The organism is Bacteroides sp. UBA939, assembly GCF_002293435.1.
Lineage (GTDB): Bacteria > Bacteroidota > Bacteroidia > Bacteroidales > Bacteroidaceae > Bacteroides.
This window is the reverse complement of record NZ_DBDF01000068.1, coordinates 1-18458: the sequence shown is the minus strand read 5'-3', so window position 1 is coordinate 18458 and position 18458 is coordinate 1. Positions and strand designations below refer to the sequence as shown.

At 42.0% G+C, this 18458-nt stretch carries 13 protein-coding genes; 4 read left to right on the top strand and 9 right to left on the bottom strand.

The window, feature by feature from the left end; translation table 11 throughout:
* Window positions 1–2: 2 nt before the first annotated feature.
* From B2Z67_RS04745 to B2Z67_RS04735, 3 genes are read right to left on the bottom strand one after another with little or no spacing between them, the layout of a single operon-like run.
* Complete coding sequence (locus B2Z67_RS04745) at window positions 3–2093, bottom strand: RNA degradosome polyphosphate kinase (RefSeq protein ID WP_291528671.1); 2091 nt, start codon at window positions 2091–2093, stop codon at window positions 3–5.
* The gene (locus B2Z67_RS04740; RefSeq protein ID WP_291528670.1) at window positions 2086–3201 is read right to left on the bottom strand and encodes a glycosyltransferase family protein; all 1116 of its coding nucleotides are present in this window, start codon (window positions 3199–3201) and stop codon (window positions 2086–2088) included. The genes B2Z67_RS04745 and B2Z67_RS04740 overlap by 8 nt, the downstream gene beginning before the upstream one ends.
* A 32-nt stretch (window positions 3202–3233) precedes the next feature.
* Window positions 3234–4019, bottom strand: a complete 786-nt coding sequence (locus tag B2Z67_RS04735) for a UDP-2,3-diacylglucosamine diphosphatase (protein ID WP_291528669.1) — start codon at window positions 4017–4019, stop codon at window positions 3234–3236.
* A 128-nt stretch (window positions 4020–4147) separates the two neighbouring features.
* Here B2Z67_RS04735 and B2Z67_RS04730 point away from each other — a divergent pair, with 128 nt between their 5' ends.
* Together B2Z67_RS04730 and B2Z67_RS04725 are read left to right on the top strand one after the other, a co-directional pair.
* On the top strand, window positions 4148–5500 hold the full coding sequence (locus B2Z67_RS04730; RefSeq protein ID WP_291528668.1) for a sigma-54-dependent transcriptional regulator: 1353 nt from the start codon (window positions 4148–4150) through the stop codon (window positions 5498–5500).
* On the top strand, window positions 5497–6864 hold the full coding sequence (locus B2Z67_RS04725) for a sensor histidine kinase (protein ID WP_291528667.1): 1368 nt from the start codon (window positions 5497–5499) through the stop codon (window positions 6862–6864). The genes B2Z67_RS04730 and B2Z67_RS04725 overlap by 4 nt, the downstream gene beginning before the upstream one ends.
* 123 nt (window positions 6865–6987) lie before the next feature.
* Here B2Z67_RS04725 and B2Z67_RS04720 read toward each other — a convergent pair whose 3' ends face one another.
* From B2Z67_RS04720 to dnaB, 6 genes are all read right to left on the bottom strand, one after another.
* Complete coding sequence (locus tag B2Z67_RS04720) at window positions 6988–7188, bottom strand: winged helix-turn-helix domain-containing protein (RefSeq protein WP_291528666.1); 201 nt, start codon at window positions 7186–7188, stop codon at window positions 6988–6990.
* 177 nt (window positions 7189–7365) lie between these two features.
* Window positions 7366–8130: an exodeoxyribonuclease III gene (locus tag B2Z67_RS04715; protein WP_291528665.1), complete on the bottom strand. Its 765-nt coding sequence runs from the start codon at window positions 8128–8130 to the stop codon at window positions 7366–7368.
* 60 nt (window positions 8131–8190) lie between these two features.
* Window positions 8191–9453 carry an Nramp family divalent metal transporter gene (locus B2Z67_RS04710; RefSeq protein ID WP_291528664.1) on the bottom strand — a complete coding sequence of 421 codons (1263 nt, stop codon included), beginning with the start codon at window positions 9451–9453 and terminating at the stop codon, window positions 8191–8193.
* A 155-nt stretch (window positions 9454–9608) separates the two neighbouring features.
* Window positions 9609–10343: a YebC/PmpR family DNA-binding transcriptional regulator gene (locus B2Z67_RS04705; RefSeq protein WP_291528663.1), complete on the bottom strand. Its 735-nt coding sequence runs from the start codon at window positions 10341–10343 to the stop codon at window positions 9609–9611.
* A 110-nt stretch (window positions 10344–10453) separates the two neighbouring features.
* Window positions 10454–12916, bottom strand: coding sequence for a phenylalanine--tRNA ligase subunit beta (gene pheT, locus B2Z67_RS04700; RefSeq protein ID WP_291528662.1), 2463 nt, complete (start codon window positions 12914–12916; stop codon window positions 10454–10456).
* 119 nt (window positions 12917–13035) lie between these two features.
* Window positions 13036–14595 carry a replicative DNA helicase gene (dnaB, locus tag B2Z67_RS04695; RefSeq protein ID WP_291528661.1) on the bottom strand — a complete coding sequence of 520 codons (1560 nt, stop codon included), beginning with the start codon at window positions 14593–14595 and terminating at the stop codon, window positions 13036–13038.
* A 212-nt stretch (window positions 14596–14807) separates the two neighbouring features.
* On the opposite strand from dnaB, the gene B2Z67_RS04690 reads away from it, so the two are divergent.
* Window positions 14808–16268 (top strand): potassium/proton antiporter, encoded by a 1461-nt coding sequence (locus B2Z67_RS04690; protein WP_291528660.1) that lies wholly within the window; start codon window positions 14808–14810, stop codon window positions 16266–16268.
* Window positions 16269–16454: 186 nt separating this feature from the next.
* Window positions 16455–18119, top strand: coding sequence for a long-chain fatty acid--CoA ligase (locus B2Z67_RS04685; RefSeq protein WP_291528659.1), 1665 nt, complete (start codon window positions 16455–16457; stop codon window positions 18117–18119).
* Window positions 18120–18458: the final 339 nt, after the last annotated feature.

Below are 18458 nucleotides of genomic sequence, written 5' to 3'. Positions count from 1 at the left end.
TTCTATTTATCATTTAAAGCAATATAATGTTTATACAATTCTTCCTGCGACCGGAAGGGCTTATCATCATTGTCCACCCAGGGACGATTCTCTCCCGTTCCGTCAACAATACTCCCCTGGCGCGTATCACGCAGTCCGAAATCAATGACTTTCCACAAATCTTCCTTTATCCGGACATCATATACAGGGGTTATTACCTCTATACGATTATCAAGATTACGCGGCATCCAGTCTGCCGAACCGATAAAAGTCTTGTTTTCACCGTTCGCTGCAAAAATGAATATACGCGAATGCTCCAGATAGCGATCAATAATACCATTAATGTGAATGGTATCACTCAATCCGGGAATTCCTGTTACTAATGAGCAGTTTCCGCGCACCAACATATTTATAGGAACTCCGGCTGCCGAAGCCTCATACAGTTTCTTGATAATATCAGGGTCTGTAATGTGGTTCACCTTCACCCGGATATATGCCGGACGACCCGACTTCCGATTTTTGATTTCCTCATTAATCAGGCGGATGAAACACGATTTCATCTCATTAGGAGATATCAACAATTCCTTGAAATGTACAGGCGAGTATGGCTTTTCTATAAAAGAGAATACGGAATCAACATCACGCACTATCGAAGACAACGTAGTCATCAACATATAATCAGTGTACATACGCGCATTTCCTTCGTGGAAATTTCCTGTACTGATGCAAGCTATATCATTGCCTGATTTCATTCCAATATGGACAATCTTTGAATGAACTTTCAATCCTTCTACCCCAAATATGACATGAATACCTGCATCTTGCATTTTCTTGGACCAGTCTATGTTGGATACTTCATCAAAACGCGCCAGCAGTTCAATGACAACTGTCACCTTTTTGCCGTTATGGGCTGCGCAAATCAATGCTTTCACCACTTTGGAGTCTTTCGCCAGGCGGTAAAGGGTAGTCTTTATGCTTTTTACATTCTTACTGATAGCAGCTTCCTGAAGAACACGGATATAATAATCAAAACTGTGGTAAGGAACGTGGATATAGCGGTCTTGCTTCTGAATGAGTCGCAACAGGCTTACGTTTTCCTCCAGTTCCGGTTTCAGGATAGGAAACCAAGAAGGGTATTTTAAGTCGGAACGCCCGCAATCAGGAAAGGCCATCAAATCCTTATGATTATGATAACGCCCGCCACCGAGCACAGTGTCCAGTTTGTCTAAATGCAAATGACCAACTACCCGTTTGAGTAAATCACGTGGCATATCAATATCGTAGATTACTCGTAAGGCATTCCCCTTCTTACGGCTCCTCACACCTTTGGAAATCTTCTGAAGTATATTATGATTCAAGTCATTGTCAATTTCCATTTCGGCATCTTTCGTAAACTTGAAAGCATAAGCCTGAAATAAATTATATTTCATTCCGGAGAATATCACGGGCAGACAGAAACGGATAACATCATCCAGATACATCAAATAGCTACATTCCTTACGGTCGGGCAAGCGAATGAAGCGTCCGCACATGGGGACGGGAAGTTCTATCAGTGCATAATCCGGGCGAGGGCACTTTTTCTTTGCACCGCAAGTTATCTCATCTGCTGATATTTCCATTTTTACAGCCAGATAAATGCTTTCGTCTGTGGCGTCCGTCAATCGTTTTACGGCTGAGAACCAGACCGGACTAACAAAGCCACTGAGCTTTCTACGAAAAAAGTCATTGATGAATCTCTGTTGTTCTTCGTCCAGTTCATCTTCCTTTAAGATAAAGATATTCTCTTTACGCAGGCAATCAGTTACTTCACTAATGGTATATTCATACTCTTTGGCATATTGGCTATTCAGCTTATTGATGCACTTAATAAGCTGTTTGGCATGTTCACGTTCGGCATGGAGAACTTTACCCTCACTCTCAGCTATACGGCTAAGCGTTGCCATACGGACACGAAAGAATTCATCCAGATTATTGGAATAAATACCAAGAAAGGAAAGCCGTTCAAGTAAGGGTACATCCGGCTTCATGGCTTCCTGCAGGATGCGGCGGTTGAAATACATCCAGCTTAGATCACGTTCTATATGTGGGGTAACTAAACCTGTTTTTTTATTCATACGCCAGTCTATAATCATTTACCAAGCCTATTCCTTCCACAGCTTCTATGCTATTCAATATCTTCCGTTCACAACTGCGTACCCATCTGCGGAAGTCATCCTCGGGTTGATAATCCTTTTGGGCGAAATCAAGCAAACGATCCACATCAAAAACATCTGAGACAATGCCTGCGCCATTACGTGACGCATCGTAAGCATTACAATCCTGCTCAATATGTACCGGTACCATCAGTAAGGGTTTTTTGAGAAGCATGGCTTCACATACAGACTCGAAACCGGCTGTAGTGGCATACGCCCGGCATCCTGCCATGTAACGAAGAAACTTTTCATCATCCAATTGGTGAAATGATAACGTGTCATCGGGTTGATATACATCCTCTTCATCGGGTTTATCCCAAAAGAAATGCATCGGAATCTCAGGATGCTGTTTATGCCACTGCACGATACTGTCACCAAAGCCTGTATTAACCATATATCCATGCACATAATCCCCATCAGTCGGTTCACAACACAGAACTTCCCGGCGGAGTAAGGGGGGAATTACAGAAATATGAGCATCGTTATCTTCTTCCATCGGACGAAATGAGAGGGCTAACTTTTCTTTAGCTCCAATACAGGTAAGCCGCGTAAAGAAACGAAGCATTAACAAGCTAAATGAATCCTTATCGGGAAAATCAAAATCACGATGCAGAAAGAGATATTGATGTCCGACACTGATTTGTGGCACGGAGGGACGAAACAGGAAATAAGTCAATCCGGTCAGTAGTTCGTAGAAATTGATAACCAGGTCTGCTTCACTTTCCCGGATACGCCGGCGAATATAGCACACACTACGGAAGTAAACAGGAAGCTGCATCAGATTATATATTATGCTACGAGACAAGCTTACCCGCTTATTGGCAGGAGTCGGCAGAAAATTCGGACTGAGGAAACGCTTCACCGGTGCCTGTATGCTACGATTGAAGAAGCCCGGTAAACGGCGGTTATTGCTTTTCCCTACCAATACCTCTACTACTTCATGCCCGTTTCTCCGTAAGATTTCTTCCAGCGTAATAGCTTGCGTCAGATGGCCACGACCCTCTCCTTGAACAATAAACAGAACTTTCATCTTGTACACTCAATTTATTTATATATATATTGTTATGCTCCACACGACAGATAGTCTTTTTCATTCACCGCCATATCTTCATATCGTAATATTTCCCATTTGCCCTCTTCATCTTCTACGAGCGCCGAAAGCGTTTCCACCCAGTCACCGGAGTTAAGATAATGTATATCATTATAGTAAACATTCGCCGGATGATGGATATGTCCGCAGATGATACCGTCACATTTACGTAAGCGGGCAAACCCCACCAGTTCCTTTTCAAAATCGGATATATATGAAACAGCAGATTTTACTTTTTGTTTAATCACTTGTGATAATGAGTAATAAGGTTGTCCCCTGCGGGCGCGATAAGTATTGTAAACGCGATTCAACCACAGCAGAAATGTATAGCCTATGTCACCCAACTGAGCCAGCCATTTCATTTTTGTAGTCACTGTATCAAAAATATCCCCGTGTGTCACATAATAACGCCTGCCGTGACTCTCATGGATAAAATCTCTTACTATTTTTATATTATAGAACTCTATCGGAACCAGTCCGTCCAGGAAATCATCATGATTCCCCCGGACATAAATCACTTCGGTTCCCTGTTTTTCCATCATTTTCATAATGACTTTAAAAAACCCCGTATGCTTTACCTGCCATTTACGCGTACCGCCTTTGTGTAGCGCCCAGCCATCAATTATATCTCCATTAAGTATCAACCGGCTACAATTTACGGATTTTAAGAAGTTGCTTACTTCCACAGTTTTAGAATGGGATGTGCCCAAATGAATATCGGACAATACAATTGTAGGGTAAAAAGTACGTAATCGCATAGTAACTATATTTTCAACGCGAGCAAAGTTCAGGCTTTTATATTACGGTAATATGTAGGAAACATGACATATATCTTTCACTTTTCCGATGAACTTCTTATCTTTGACCAATAATTATAAATTCCCGTATGAAAAAAGTTGGAAGTATTCTTATTATCGACGATAACCGTGGCGTACTTACCGCAGTACAATTGCTGCTGAAACCCTATTTTGAACAGATTCTCACACTCGCTTCTCCGGTAACGTTACCCACAGTACTGCGTGAGAATACTCCATCCGTAATATTGCTCGATATGAACTTTACTTCGGGTATCAATACCGGAAATGAAGGATTATTCTGGTTACGGGAAATCAAACGGCTACACCCTTCACTGCCGGTTGTTCTCTTCACTGCATACGCCGATATAGATCTTGCGGTGCGCGGCATTAAGGAGGGTGCGGCAGATTTTATCGTCAAGCCGTGGGATAATCAGAAATTAGTAGAAACACTGCTGAATGCTGCAAAAGCAACAAGCGGAAAGAAACAAAACAAAAGTGTTTCTTCCGGAACTTCTTCCATGTATTGGGGAGAAAGCGCTATCATGCAGCAACTTCGTTCGCTCGTAGAAAAAATCTCCGTTACAGAGGCCAATGTCTTAATAACCGGAGAAAACGGTACGGGAAAAGAGATGCTGGCACGTGAAATACATGCCCTCTCTCCTCGCCGCCCGAAAGAAATGATTGCCGTAGATATGGGAGCTATCACTGAAAGTTTATTCGAAAGCGAATTGTTCGGGCATGTGAAAGGTTCTTTTACGGATGCGTATTCCGACCGTCCAGGTAAATTCGAAGCTGCCGTTCAAAGTACTCTCTTTCTCGATGAAATCGGTAATTTGCCTTATCACCTGCAAGCCAAACTTCTGACGGTATTACAACGCCGTTGCATTGTCCGTGTAGGAAGCAACCTGCCAATCCCCGTTGATATCCGCCTGATCTGCGCCACCAACCGCAACCTGAACGAAATGGTACAGCGTAATGAGTTTCGCGAAGACCTGCTTTACCGTATCAACACGATACATCTTGAGATACCTCCTTTGCGTAGGCGACCGGAAGATATTCTCCCCCTTGCCGAACGCTTTATCACACGATTCTGCAAACAATACGATAAGGGGATTCTTCACCTGTCCGGTGCCGCACGCCTAAAACTAACCTCATACCCTTGGTATGGAAATATCCGCGAACTGGAACATGCTATCGAAAAAGCAGTTATCATCTGCGATGGTAATGAACTGCCTGCTGAGTTGTTTCAATTGCACAAGCGTACCAGCACCTCTCACTCTGAGAGCCAGGATAACGGAGCAATATCTACCCTCGAAGAAATGGAACAGAAAATGATACAGAAAACTCTGGACGCCTGTAACGGAAACCTTTCTGCTGTTGCTGCCCAATTAGGCATTACCCGGCAGACGCTCTATAATAAAATGAAGAAGTTCGGACTATGAAACATTTCTACCGCCATATTACCGATCGTTATCTTTTCCGTGCCATCATCTCATGCTCGATGGCGATGGGTGTCACTCTATCTGTTTTAAACGGAAATATCCTGTGGATTATCATCTCTTCTCTTTTATTGTTAATATGCCTGTACTGGCAATGGAAACTCTACCGCCGGCATACGAAAAAAGTTCTGTTCTTACTCGATGCCATTGAGAATGACGATACCTCCATACACTTCTCTGAAAAAGAAGATATTGCGGACGACCAACTCATAAATCAGGCTCTTAATCGCGTTGCATCTATATTATATAATGTAAAGAACGAAACGATACAGCAAGAAAAATATTACGAACTCATTCTGGATTGTATCAGTACCGGTATTTTAGTACTGAATGATACCGGCGCTGTATATCAGAAAAATAACGAAGCGCTCCGCTTGTTGGGATTGGATGTTTTCACCCATATCAAACAGCTTGCCGCAATTGATACCCGGCTCATGGAGATCCTTACCCAGTGCCGTTCCGGAGATAAACTGCAAACCCGCTTGTCAAACGAACGCGGAACCCTTAATTTGTCCATTCGTGTATCCAACATAACCGTTCGTCGGGAACACCTGCGTATCCTCGCCCTGAACGACATCAACAATGAGCTTGATGAAAAAGAAATCGACTCATGGATTCGTCTAATCCGTGTACTGACACACGAAATTATGAACTCTGTCACTCCCATTACTTCGCTTAGTGACACATTACTGACATTGATTCAGGATAGTGAAGAACAGAATATCAAAGGAGAACACATATCTTCGGAGAAAGAAACCGCTGAAGAAATCCGTAACGGTCTGCATACTATCAGCGCCACCGGTAAAGGGCTTCTCTCCTTCGTAGAAAATTATCGCCGCTTCACCCGTATTCCTACTCCGGAACCATCTTTATTCTATGTCAAAGGCTTCATCGACCGAATGGTAGAATTGGCACGGTATCAATATCCCGATTCTCACATCACTTTCCGCATTAATATCACACCGGACGACTTGATTCTTTATGCTGATGCAAACCTGATATCGCAGGTGCTCATTAATATATTAAAGAATGCCATCCAAGCCATTGAAGCCGGTAAAGTCCACGAAGGTATCATTACCCTGCGTGCCTACTGTAATGAAAGTGAGGCTGTACTTATTGAAGTTTCTAATAACGGTCCTGCCATTCCGGAGGAAATAGCTGAGCACATCTTTATTCCTTTCTTTACAACAAAAGAAGGCGGTAGCGGCGTAGGATTAAGTATTTCCAGGCAAATCATGAGATTATCAGGAGGAAGCTTATCTCTGCATCCGGGCAAAGAAACAATGTTCGTGTTGAAATTTAATTAGTGACCACAGCTTTGGTGGGTCAAGCTATAATTTACGTACAAATCCTTAGAAACATCATATAAAAAAGATGCGTTGATAACATGTACCAACGCATCTTTTATAAAATTGATGTTAATTTCGCTCTTATACCAATTTAACAAACAGTTCGCCTTCTACTTCTTCGGTAGCGATCTTGTCTTCTCTCAACAACCAGCCAAGACCTAAGAATAAATCTTTGTCTACCAATTTAGTTGCTTTCTTGATTTGTTTAGCAGTTAAACCTTCAGTCTCATTCAGAGCAGTCCAAATTTGTCCCGCAGTTTCACCAGCTTTTTTCTTTAACATTTTCTTTCTTTTTATAGTTAGACATAGTTTAATCTAAATTCTTTCATATAAGATTTCAGATTTTATATCAGCGGCAAAGGTAGCTATTTTTATGTTATATAACACGTTAATTCTCGTTTTTTATATCTTATGTCATAAAAAGAGGCAAATCTTTCGTAAATATCGTATCTTTCTTAATCAATCTGTAATATCCAACAACATGGGGCAATGGTCAGAATGTATGGCATCATTCAATATACAAGCCTTATTCAACATCGGACGGACAGCTTCGGTTACCATACAATAGTCAATACGCCAACCTTTATTCTTTGCACGAGAGTTAAAACGATAACTCCACCATGTATATTCTTGTTTGTCGGGATGCAAGAGACGGAATGTATCAATAAAACCAGCATTCAGAAAGCGAGTCATCCACTCTCTTTCTTCCGGCAGAAATCCGCTATTGGTTGCATTACGTACAGGGTCATGTATATCTATTTCTTCATGGCAAATGTTATAATCACCGCAAAGAATAAGCTTCGGACGCGATTTGCGTAATTCCATTACATATTCCTGAAATTTCTCCAACCACACCATTTTAAATGCTTGTCTTTCATCACCGCTTGTTCCGGACGGATGATATACACTTACAACAGACACATCTCCATAATCAGCACGGATAAATCGGCCTTCATTGTCATAGATCTCCATACCCATTCCATATTCTACATGGTCAGGTTCCCGCTTAGTAAGAATGGCTACCCCGCTATAACCTTTCTTCTGCGCCGAACACAAATAATGTTTATACCCTAACGCAGCCAAAGCTTCCTCCGGATACTGGTCAGGTTGCAACTTTGTTTCCTGAATGCATACCACATCGGCTTGTTCTTCCTTCAACCACTCAGGTAACCCTTTGTTTACCGCAGCACGTAATCCATTAACATTGTACGTAATAATCCTCATATATTTATTTATTTATATTATAAGACTCTTTATTCTTATTTCATAGTCCTACTACCTGACTTATAAAAACTCAGATACCAGCAACATAATATTTAATACCGTCACAATACCGGCAATGGCATAAAGTACAAAACTATTCCATCTACTGTTTACGTATTGTCCCATGACCTTACGGGAGGAAGTTAATCCTACTTGCAGAAAAACAGTAAACGGTAACTGAATACTTAGCACCATCTGGGAGATTAATAATCCCTTGAAAGGGTTACCGATGAAGAATATCAATAGCAGTGCCATACCCAACGAAAGAAGCACTCCTACTTGCGAATGAGTATCTTTAATATGGTAAGACTCTCCGAAAATACCGGCAAATATCGAACCGGCTGCCATGCCACTGGTAATTGTAGACGAAATACCTGCCATCAGCAATGCCAAAGCAAATACCACAACAGCATTATTTCCAAGTAGAGGTTCCAGCAAAGACTTTGCCTGTTGCAGTTCTTCAACCAGAATACCACTCTTAAAAAAAGTAGCAGCAGCCAATAATATCATTGCACTATTAATGGCCCACCCCACAATCATAGAAAAGAGTGTGTCAAATAATTCATATTTCAAGACTTTCCGGACAGAGGCATCATCTTTCTTGTTATACTCATGACTCTGAATTACTTCCGAATGCAGAAACAGGTTATGCGGCATTATCACCGCCCCCAATACACTCATAATAATCAGCATACTTCCCTCAGGAAAAGAAGGTTTCACCCAACCTTCTACAGCCAAAGGCCAATTGATTTCCACTAAAAATAACTCATAAATAAAGGACAGCCCGATAACAGATACAAACGCAATGATGGAACGTTCTATTTTCCTATATGAATTTGTGAAAAGCATGATTATGACAAAAAGCGTCGTCAATATTGCACCCCAGATGATTGGAATATTAAAAAGCATTTTCAATGCTATCGCTCCTCCCAGTATTTCCGCCAATGAAGTTGAAACAGATGCCAACACAGCAGTTCCCAATATAGGACGCGATACCCATTTAGGCGTATATTTCGTAGCCGCCTCCGACAAGCACAAACCGGTTACAATACCTAAGTGAGCCACATTATGTTGCAATATAATCAGCATAATCGTCGATAAGGTCACTACCCACAACAGAGAATAACCGAACTCTGAACCGGCAGCAAAGTTAGAAGCCCAGTTTCCCGGATCAATAAAACCTACTGTTACCAACAATCCGGGACCAATATATTTAAATACATCCAGACCACCTAAATAGCGCTTGTGGTCTTTACGCTTCAAATCCTTTAGAATATTTTTCATTGTTCGTTCCTCCGATGATGTAAAATTACGAAATAATAATAATCTTCCTATGCTTTTAGTTCAAAAAAACCCTCGGTATTTTTCAACACCGAGGGTTAACTCTTATATACTGAAAGAATGGGAATTATAGTCGATATCCCATTTCATCATTATTATTATTCCTCTTCCTCCGGTTTCATATTTGTATAAACCGTTTGCACATCGTCAAATTCTTCGAGACGTTCCACCATTTTATTGAGGATTTCACGTTGCTCGGATGTTACATCTTTCAGATCATTCGGAATATAGGTAAACTCACCACCGACATCTTCAAAGCCACTTTCCTCCAGATGTTTCTGGATAGCAGCATAACTCTTCGGGTCACCATAAATAGTGATTGTACCTTCTTCTTCATCTTCTTCAAACTCGTCGTCTACATCATAGTCAATCAGATCAAGAATTAATTCTTCCATATCCAGACCGTCTTTCTTCTTGAAAGTAAACATACACTTATGGTCGAACAGGAAAGCCAGAGAGCCCATAGTACCCATGTTACCACCAAATTTATTGAATATGGAACGTACATCGGCAACAGTACGGGTGGGATTATCCGTTAATGTATCAACGAATACGGCAATACCGTGAGGGCCATAGCCTTCATAAGTCATTCCTTTATATTCGCTTTGATCCTTACCCATTGCGTTCTTAATAGCGCGGTCGATGTTATCCTTCGGCATATTTTCACGCTTACAGGTAGCTATCACAGAACGTAATGTAGGGTTGTTTTCCGGCTCCGAGCCACCTGACTTTACAGCAATAGCGATCTGTTTACCCAGTCTTGTAAAGGTCTTAGCCATGTGACCCCATCTTTTCATTTTGGCAGCTTTTCTATATTCAAATGCTCTTCCCATTGGTTTTAACTATTTATATTTTTTATGATTTATGATTTATCACCTGATTTAGAAGCTGTTTTGATCTTAAAAGAAAACTGAATAAATTCAAAACAACTTCTAAATTGCTTTTATCTCAATTTAGCCCCCAGCGTGTCTTCCAGATTCTTCACTAACTTCGACATGATTTTATCAATCATCTTATCGTTCAGAGTTTGCGATTCATCCTGCAACAAGAAGCTGACAGCATAAGACTTCTTACCCGCTTCCAGATTCTTTCCTTCGTAAACGTCAAAGAGAGAAACTTCTTTCAGCAACTTTTTCTCTGTATCATAAGCTATCTTCTCTATTTCGGCAAACTGCACTTTTTTATCGAGCAATAAAGCCAAGTCACGTTTCACTGCCGGGAATTTAGGAACTTCCGTATATCTGATTTTCACCGACCGTATAGCCCTCATCAACTCTTTCCAATTCAAATCGGCAAAATACACTTCATTATCAATATCAAATGCTTTCAGAAGTTTCTTCGTTACAATACCGAATGTAGCAAGACGCTTTCCACCTTTCGTATTTACAGAAAGCGCAGCGGCATAAATATCATCCGTCAAATTACCTATGACCAGATTTCTCATGTTCAATCCCAGACGCAGAAATATATTCTCTACGTAAGCCTTCAATTCGTAGACTGAACTATTTTCATCAGGATGCGCCCATGAATTGGACACCTTCTTGCCTGTTACCCACAAACCAAGATGATAATCCTCAGAATAAGCAGCCAATGTCTTTTCCGGATTCTTTTTCTCCTTATCGAAATAATAACAATTACCGAATTCGAAGAACTTCAAGTCGGCATTCTTGCGGTTAGCATTGTGAGAGATACTTTCCAAACCACCGAACAATAAAGTTTGGCGCATAGCATTCAAGTCTGCGCTCAACGGATTCAGCAACATTACCGAATGCTTGGAAGGATATGATTCCAGTCCTTCATAATAAGCGGCACGGGTCAGTGAGTTGTTCAGTATCTCGTTGAAACCGCAACCTACCAATTGTTCAGCTACCAGATTTTGCAGTTTGTTTGATTTATCTTCTTCTCCCTTTGTAGTCAGGCTTGATTTCAATGTAGACGGAATCTCCACATTATTATATCCGTAAATCCGAAGGATATCTTCAATAACGTCACAGTCGCGCTGTACGTCTACCCTGTAAGGAGGTACCGCCAACGTCAGACCTTCTGCCGTCTCATTGGTTATTTTCATTTCCAGACTGGTAACAATACTCTTGACTGTCTCTACCGGAATTACTTTACCCACTAATGAATTAACTTTTTCGTAAGCTAACTCCACAACAAAATCCTTGATAGGAGTAGCACAAACATCTTTAATCTCGGACGAGATAGTACCACCTGCCAACTCTTTCACCATCATGGCGGCGAGTTTCAGACAGTAAATAGTGATGTTGGGGTCGATACCTCTTTCAAAACGGAAAGAAGCATCTGTATTCAGTCCATGACGACGAGCGGTCTTACGTACCCACGTCGGATGGAAATAAGCGCTTTCCAGGAAGATATCCTTGGTAGTTTCCGTAGAACCGGAATCCAGACCGCCGAATACACCGGCAATACACATCGCTTCTTCTTTGTTGCATATCATCAGGTCACGGTCAGACAGCTTACGTTCTACTCCATCCAGGGTCACGAATGGAGTACCTTCGGGCATCGTTTTCACGATAACTTCATTACCCTTAATTTTGTCCGCATCAAAACAGTGAAGTGGTTGAGCAAATGCGTGGACAATATAATTAGTGATATCCACTACATTATTAATAGGACGCAAACCTATTATGCGAAGTTTGTTCTGTAACCATTCAGGGCTTTCTTTCACCGTCACACCTTTCACCGTTACACCCGCATAACGGGGACATGCTTCATGGTTCTCAACCGCTACCTTGATGTCTAAGTCATGGTTTTCAACGGCAAATGCATCTACAGACGGCTTTTTCAAAGCAGACGTCTTGCCATTCTGCACCAAGTAAGCGTACAAATCACGGGCTACACCATAATGTGAACAAGCATCCGCACGATTCGGAGTTATATCTACCTCCAATACATAATCGCTCTTGATGTTATAATAATCCTTGGCCAAGGTTCCCGGTACAGCATCATCAGGCAATACGATTATACCAGCATGGTCTGTACCTATGCCGATTTCATCTTCAGCACAAATCATACCATTGGATTCAACCCCACGGAGTTTTGACTTCTTGATTGTGAAACAGTCATCGCCATCGTACAGTTTTGCACCTAAGGTAGCTATTACCACCTTCTGGCCGGCAGCCACATTCGGCGCACCGCATACAATCTGCACAGGCTCGCCTTGCCCCAGATTAACGGTTGTTACGTGCATGTGGTCTGAATTCGGGTGAGGGACACATGTCAGCACTTCACCGATTACAAGACCTTCCAGTCCGCCTTTGATTGTTTGCACTTCTTCCACACTTCCTGTTTCCAAGCCGATGGAAGTTAATGCAGCTGCAACTTCCTCAGGTGTCAAATCGAAATCGACATACTCTTTCAACCAATTATAAGAGATATTCATATTGTTATTTTATTATTGTTTCCAAGTTTCCAAAAGTGACCCGCAAAATTACAAAGAACTTTCTTTAAAACCGAAACTTGAATTGAGAAACTGTTTTGTATTTCTAAAAAATTGCTATATCAGAACGGTAATGGCGCATCCGAACCTACTCCACCAAACGGATTATCCGTTTGAGGCGGATAATTGCCCGGAGGTGGTATGCTACCGCTACTTGGCGTATTCATCCTTGAACCGAAAGTGGTTCTTCCTTCTTCTGTCGGATGTGGTATCATCATATCGTCTTCCGGATTCTGGAAACGGGTGTATTGACCGATAAAACGTAAACGAACATCACCCACAGCACCGTTACGATGCTTGGCGATAATGATTTCCGCCATACCGCGCAAATCGCTGCCATCCTGCGAAGTATAGATTTTATAATATTCCGGACGGTGAATGAAGCACACCATATCAGCATCCTGCTCAATAGCGCCCGACTCGCGCAAGTCACTCAACTGCGGTCGTTTACCTTCCTCGCCTTCACGGTTTTCCACACCACGGTTCAACTGCGACAGGGCAATAATAGGAATATTCAACTCCTTCGCCAAGCCTTTCAAAGAGCGTGAAATGGTACTTACCTCTTCCTGGCGGCTACCGAATGACATACCACTTGCGTTCATCAACTGAAGGTAGTCGATGATGATGATTTTTACTCCATGTTCACGTACCAACCGGCGGGCCTTTGTACGAAGTTCAAATACAGACAGGGAAGGTGTATCGTCTACAAACAGCGGCGCATCCAGAAGGTCACGCAGCTTATAGTCCAATTGTTGCCATTCGTAATCAGCCAACTGTCCACTCTTGATTTTCTCACTCGGGATTTCACATACATTGGAAATCAAACGATTCACCAACTGCACATTACTCATTTCAAGCGAGAACACAGCTACCGCATTGCGATAGTTTACCGCAATATTCTTTGCCATAGAAAGTACGAAAGCTGTTTTACCCATAGCAGGACGGGCGGCTATAATAATAAGGTCTGAGTTCTGCCAACCGGAAGTCATCTTATCAAGTTTGGTAAAACCACTCTCCAAACCGCTTAATCCATCGGCGCGGGCGGCGGCTTTGGCAATTAAATTACGGGCCTCTTCAATAACAGGATTAATCTGCGTATAATCCTTCTTCATGTTTTGCTGGGAAATCTCGAAGAGCTTTCCTTCGGCCTCCTGCATCAGGTCGTCTACGTCCAAGGTTTCATCGAAGGCTTTGCTTTGCACATTGCTGGTGAATGTAATCAACTCGCGCGCCAACGCCTTTTGTGCTATAATACGGGCATGGTATTCAATGTGTGCCGAAGAAGCAACTTTACTGCTCAACTGGGTAATGTAGAACGGTCCCCCTATTTCTTCCAGGTTTCCACGTTTGGCAAGCTGATCCTTTACGGTAAGTATATCCACCGGTTTTTGATTGATTGCCAGGTCGGTGATAGCGGAATAAATCAACTGGTGCCGGTGTTCGTAGAACGACTCCGGACGAAGAATTTCACTTACCAATGAATAAGCGTCTTTCTCAATCATCAACGCCCCCAATACAGCTTCTTCCAATTCCGTGGCTTGCGGCTGGATACGTCCGTAGTCATTTACGGGCTGTACTTTAGCCTTGCTATTGCTTCGGGGAGCTTTTCTTTGTTCTGCCATTTTTTTAGAATTCTATTTATAATCACTTACTACCTCAATTCTCTACTACTACTTTCCAGAAAAAGGGGATGGCAAAGATAACGCTTATTAATTAAAACTACCTCTACTCTATCGAACTATTTATGACAAGATACTTACCTTATTAAAAAAAGAAGTATATTTGTCTCCGAAAACAAAAACCTTAGGCTGGCAACCTTTATAATGCATAACTTATGATTTTTACAGCAGAAAACATTCTTTTAGTAGGTTCTATTTTACTTTTCATCAGTATCATTGCCGGTAAAACCGGTTATCGTTTTGGTGTTCCCGCCTTATTGTTATTCCTCGTTGTCGGTATGATTTTCGGTAGCGACGGGTTAGGATTACAGTTCCATAACACCAAAGAAGCCCAGTTCATCGGTATGGTTGCCCTCAGCGTCATTCTGTTTTCGGGCGGTATGGATACTAAATTCAGTGAAATAAAGCCGATACTTGCCCCGGGTATTGTCCTTTCAACTTTCGGAGTGCTGCTAACGGCTGTCTTCACAGGACTATTTATCTGGTGGCTATCCGACATGAGTTGGACTAATATTTATCTGCCAATCACGACTTCCCTGCTTCTTGCCTCTACCATGTCATCTACCGATTCTGCTTCCGTATTTGCTATACTGCGTTCGCAGAAAATGAACCTCAAGCACAATCTTCGCCCCATGCTGGAGTTGGAAAGCGGTAGTAATGACCCTATGGCTTACATGCTTACCATCGTACTGATACAGTTTGTACAATCCGACGGTATAGGCATTGCAAATATTCTCGGTTCGTTTACCATACAATTCATCGTAGGCGCAGCAGCCGGATATCTTTTAGGAAAGCTCGCCATCCTGGTGCTGAACAAACTTGATATTGATAACCAGGCGCTCTATCCCATCCTGTTGCTTTCGTTTGTATTCTTCACATTTGCCTTTACTGATTTGCTACGGGGAAACGGTTATCTGGCGGTGTACATCGCAGGTATTATGATAGGTAACAATAAAATCATGTACCGTAAAGAGATATACACCTTTATGGATGGACTGTCGTGGCTGTTCCAAATCATTATGTTCCTCTGTCTGGGTTTGTTGGTCAATCCTCACGAATTGCTCCAGACTTCTTTAGTAGCGATGCTTATTGGTGTGTTTATGATTGTAATCGGTCGCCCGTTGAGTGTATTCATTTGTCTTTTACCTTTCGGCAAGAAGATTACCAAACGTTCCCGGCTTTTCATCTCCTGGGTAGGATTACGCGGTGCCGTTCCTATTATCTTCGCCACTTATCCCGTGGTGGCGCAAGTACCCGGTGCACATGTAATTTTCAATATCGTATTCTTTATTACGATTGTATCTCTCGTTATACAAGGAACTACAGTCTCCCGGGCTGCACGCCTGCTGAAACTTTCTACTCCGTTGGAAAAAACAGGAAATGAATTCGGGGTGGAGTTACCGGAAGAGATAGACTCTGACCTGAACGATATGGCTGTCACTACGGAAATGCTGGAAGAAGGTGACACACTGAAAGATATTACCCTGCCCAACGGTGCGCTCGTAATGATAGTGAAACGAGGCACAGAGTTCTTAATACCCAATGGCTCACTGAAACTGCATCTTGGCGATAAGTTATTGTTAATCTCGGAAAAGAAGAATAACGAAACCAAATGAATGGTCTTTTTCCCCTCTTCCGAAGAAAGGTGTGTTAGGAAAAAGAGATTTTTGCTATCTTTTTGGTAGATTGGTTAATTTTTCCTTTTCTTTCGCCTTACGCTAAAGAAACAATATATATACTTGCACAGAATACCTCTAAGTTCTATATTTGCGCAGTTTTAACCAAAGTGTGCAATTTAACAAATGAAACAAGAACAACACTTCATTAATTACATTGAACAGAGCATCATCCATAACTGGAATTTGAATGCATTGACAGATTATAAAGGTATTACCCTTCAATACAAAGACGTAGCCCGCAAAATAGCGAAATTCCATATCGTACTGGAAAACGCCGGAATTGAGCCGGGTGATAAAATTGCAGTCTGCGGTCGTAACAGCGCCCACTGGGCGGTTGCTTTTCTGGCAAGCATGACTTACGGAGCCGTTATCGTACCTATCCTCCACGAATTCAAGGCAGACAACATACATAATATTGTAAACCACTCCGAGTCCAAATTACTCTTTGTTGGCGACCAGGTATGGGAAAACCTTAATGAAGAAGCTATGCCACAACTGTTGGGCGTTGTTCTAATGACCGATTTCACGCTTGTAGTTTGCCGCAACGAGAGACTGATGGAAGCTTTTGAACACCGCAATATCCTTTACGGACAACGGTATCCGAAGAATTTCCGTCCCGAACATATCCGTTACCGGAAAGATGAACCGGAGGAACTTGCCATTATCAACTATACTTCCGGTACAACCGGATATTCCAAAGGTGTTATGTTGCCTTATCGCAGCCTCTGGTCAAATGTAGATTACTGCCACGAAATGCTCCGGGTAAAACCCGGAGATAGCATGGTTGCCATGCTTCCTATGGGACATGTGTTCGGAATGGTTTACGATTTCCTTTATGGTTTTTCAGCCGGTGCGCACCTGTATTTCCTTACTCGTATGCCGACCCCCAAGATTATCGCACAATCATTCGCGGAAATAAAGCCGCGTATCATTTCATGCGTACCGCTGATTGTGGAGAAAATCATCAAGAAGAATATCCTGCCTCGCTTAGATAACAAAATAGGCAAACTATTATTGCATGTTCCTATTATTAATGATAGAATCAAGTCTCTTGCCCGTAAAGAAGCTATGGAAATATTCGGAGGGAACTTTGACGAAATTGTTGTTGGCGGCGCTCCATTCAATGCGGAGGTAGAACGTTTTCTGAAACAAATCGGATTCCCTTATACCATTGGTTACGGAATGACGGAGTGTGGCCCTATTATTTGTTCCAGCCGTTGGGAAACTCTGAAATTCGGTTCATGTGGCAGGGCAACCACCCGTATGGAAGTAAGTATCGATTCACCCGACCCTAAGAACATAGCAGGAGAAATTATTTGCCGGGGCGCCAATCTGATGCTGGGGTACTATAAGAACCCCGAAGCTACCGCACAAGTCATTGACGAAAAAGGCTGGCTTCATACAGGCGACCTTGCCACAATGGATACAGAGGGTAATGTCACCATACGCGGTCGCAGCAAAAACATGCTCCTGACGTCAAGCGGACAGAACGTTTATCCGGAAGAAATTGAAAGTAAGTTGAACAATTTGCCTTATGTTTCAGAGTCGCTCATTGTATTGCAGAAAGAAAAACTTGTCGCTCTCATCTATCCGGACTTTGATGATGCCTTTGCCAATGGATTACAACAGTTGGATATAGAACGTGTCATGGAAACTAACCGTAATGAACTCAATCAGCAGTTACCGCCATATAGCCAGATATCAAAGGTGAAGATCCATTTCGAAGAGTTTGAAAAAACAGCCAAGAAGTCAATTAAGCGGTTTATGTATCAAGAAGCTAAGGGATGATTTCACGGATTATCCCCCACTGTTTCGTTAACAAAAATAGAAATAGCCACAAAAATGCATAATTAATGTTATAAAACATACTATTTTTCTTGGATAATTTGCTAATTCACTAAATACTCGTATATTTGCATTGTGTTTTTCATAGTATTAGATTTAAGGTTAACAAAGGTTGGAGTACAGCGGTACTCCTTTTTTTATGTCTATACCTTATCTATCAATGAAATTTAAGTTCATCCGATAAATTATCTCATTTTTGCCCAGTAACGATTGGCTAATTACTTAGTAGTAGTTAGTCAACTACTACGTAGTAGTTGGTCAATTACTTAGTAGTAGTTGGGT

Coding starts and splice junctions, on each gene's coding strand:
- B2Z67_RS04735 (WP_291528669.1), bottom strand. CDS start 4,019: ATGCGATTACGTACTTTTTACCCTACAATTGTATTGTCCGATATTCAT.
- B2Z67_RS04745 (WP_291528671.1), bottom strand. CDS start 2,093: ATGAATAAAAAAACAGGTTTAGTTACCCCACATATAGAACGTGATCTA.
- dnaB (WP_291528661.1), bottom strand. CDS start 14,595: ATGGCAGAACAAAGAAAAGCTCCCCGAAGCAATAGCAAGGCTAAAGTA.
- B2Z67_RS04710 (WP_291528664.1), bottom strand. CDS start 9,453: ATGAAAAATATTCTAAAGGATTTGAAGCGTAAAGACCACAAGCGCTAT.
- pheT (WP_291528662.1), bottom strand. CDS start 12,916: ATGAATATCTCTTATAATTGGTTGAAAGAGTATGTCGATTTCGATTTG.
- B2Z67_RS04730 (WP_291528668.1), top strand. CDS start 4,148: ATGAAAAAAGTTGGAAGTATTCTTATTATCGACGATAACCGTGGCGTA.
- B2Z67_RS04685 (WP_291528659.1), top strand. CDS start 16,455: ATGAAACAAGAACAACACTTCATTAATTACATTGAACAGAGCATCATC.
- B2Z67_RS04740 (WP_291528670.1), bottom strand. CDS start 3,201: ATGAAAGTTCTGTTTATTGTTCAAGGAGAGGGTCGTGGCCATCTGACG.
- B2Z67_RS04725 (WP_291528667.1), top strand. CDS start 5,497: ATGAAACATTTCTACCGCCATATTACCGATCGTTATCTTTTCCGTGCC.
- B2Z67_RS04715 (WP_291528665.1), bottom strand. CDS start 8,130: ATGAGGATTATTACGTACAATGTTAATGGATTACGTGCTGCGGTAAAC.
- B2Z67_RS04705 (WP_291528663.1), bottom strand. CDS start 10,343: ATGGGAAGAGCATTTGAATATAGAAAAGCTGCCAAAATGAAAAGATGG.
- B2Z67_RS04690 (WP_291528660.1), top strand. CDS start 14,808: ATGATTTTTACAGCAGAAAACATTCTTTTAGTAGGTTCTATTTTACTT.
- B2Z67_RS04720 (WP_291528666.1), bottom strand. CDS start 7,188: ATGTTAAAGAAAAAAGCTGGTGAAACTGCGGGACAAATTTGGACTGCT.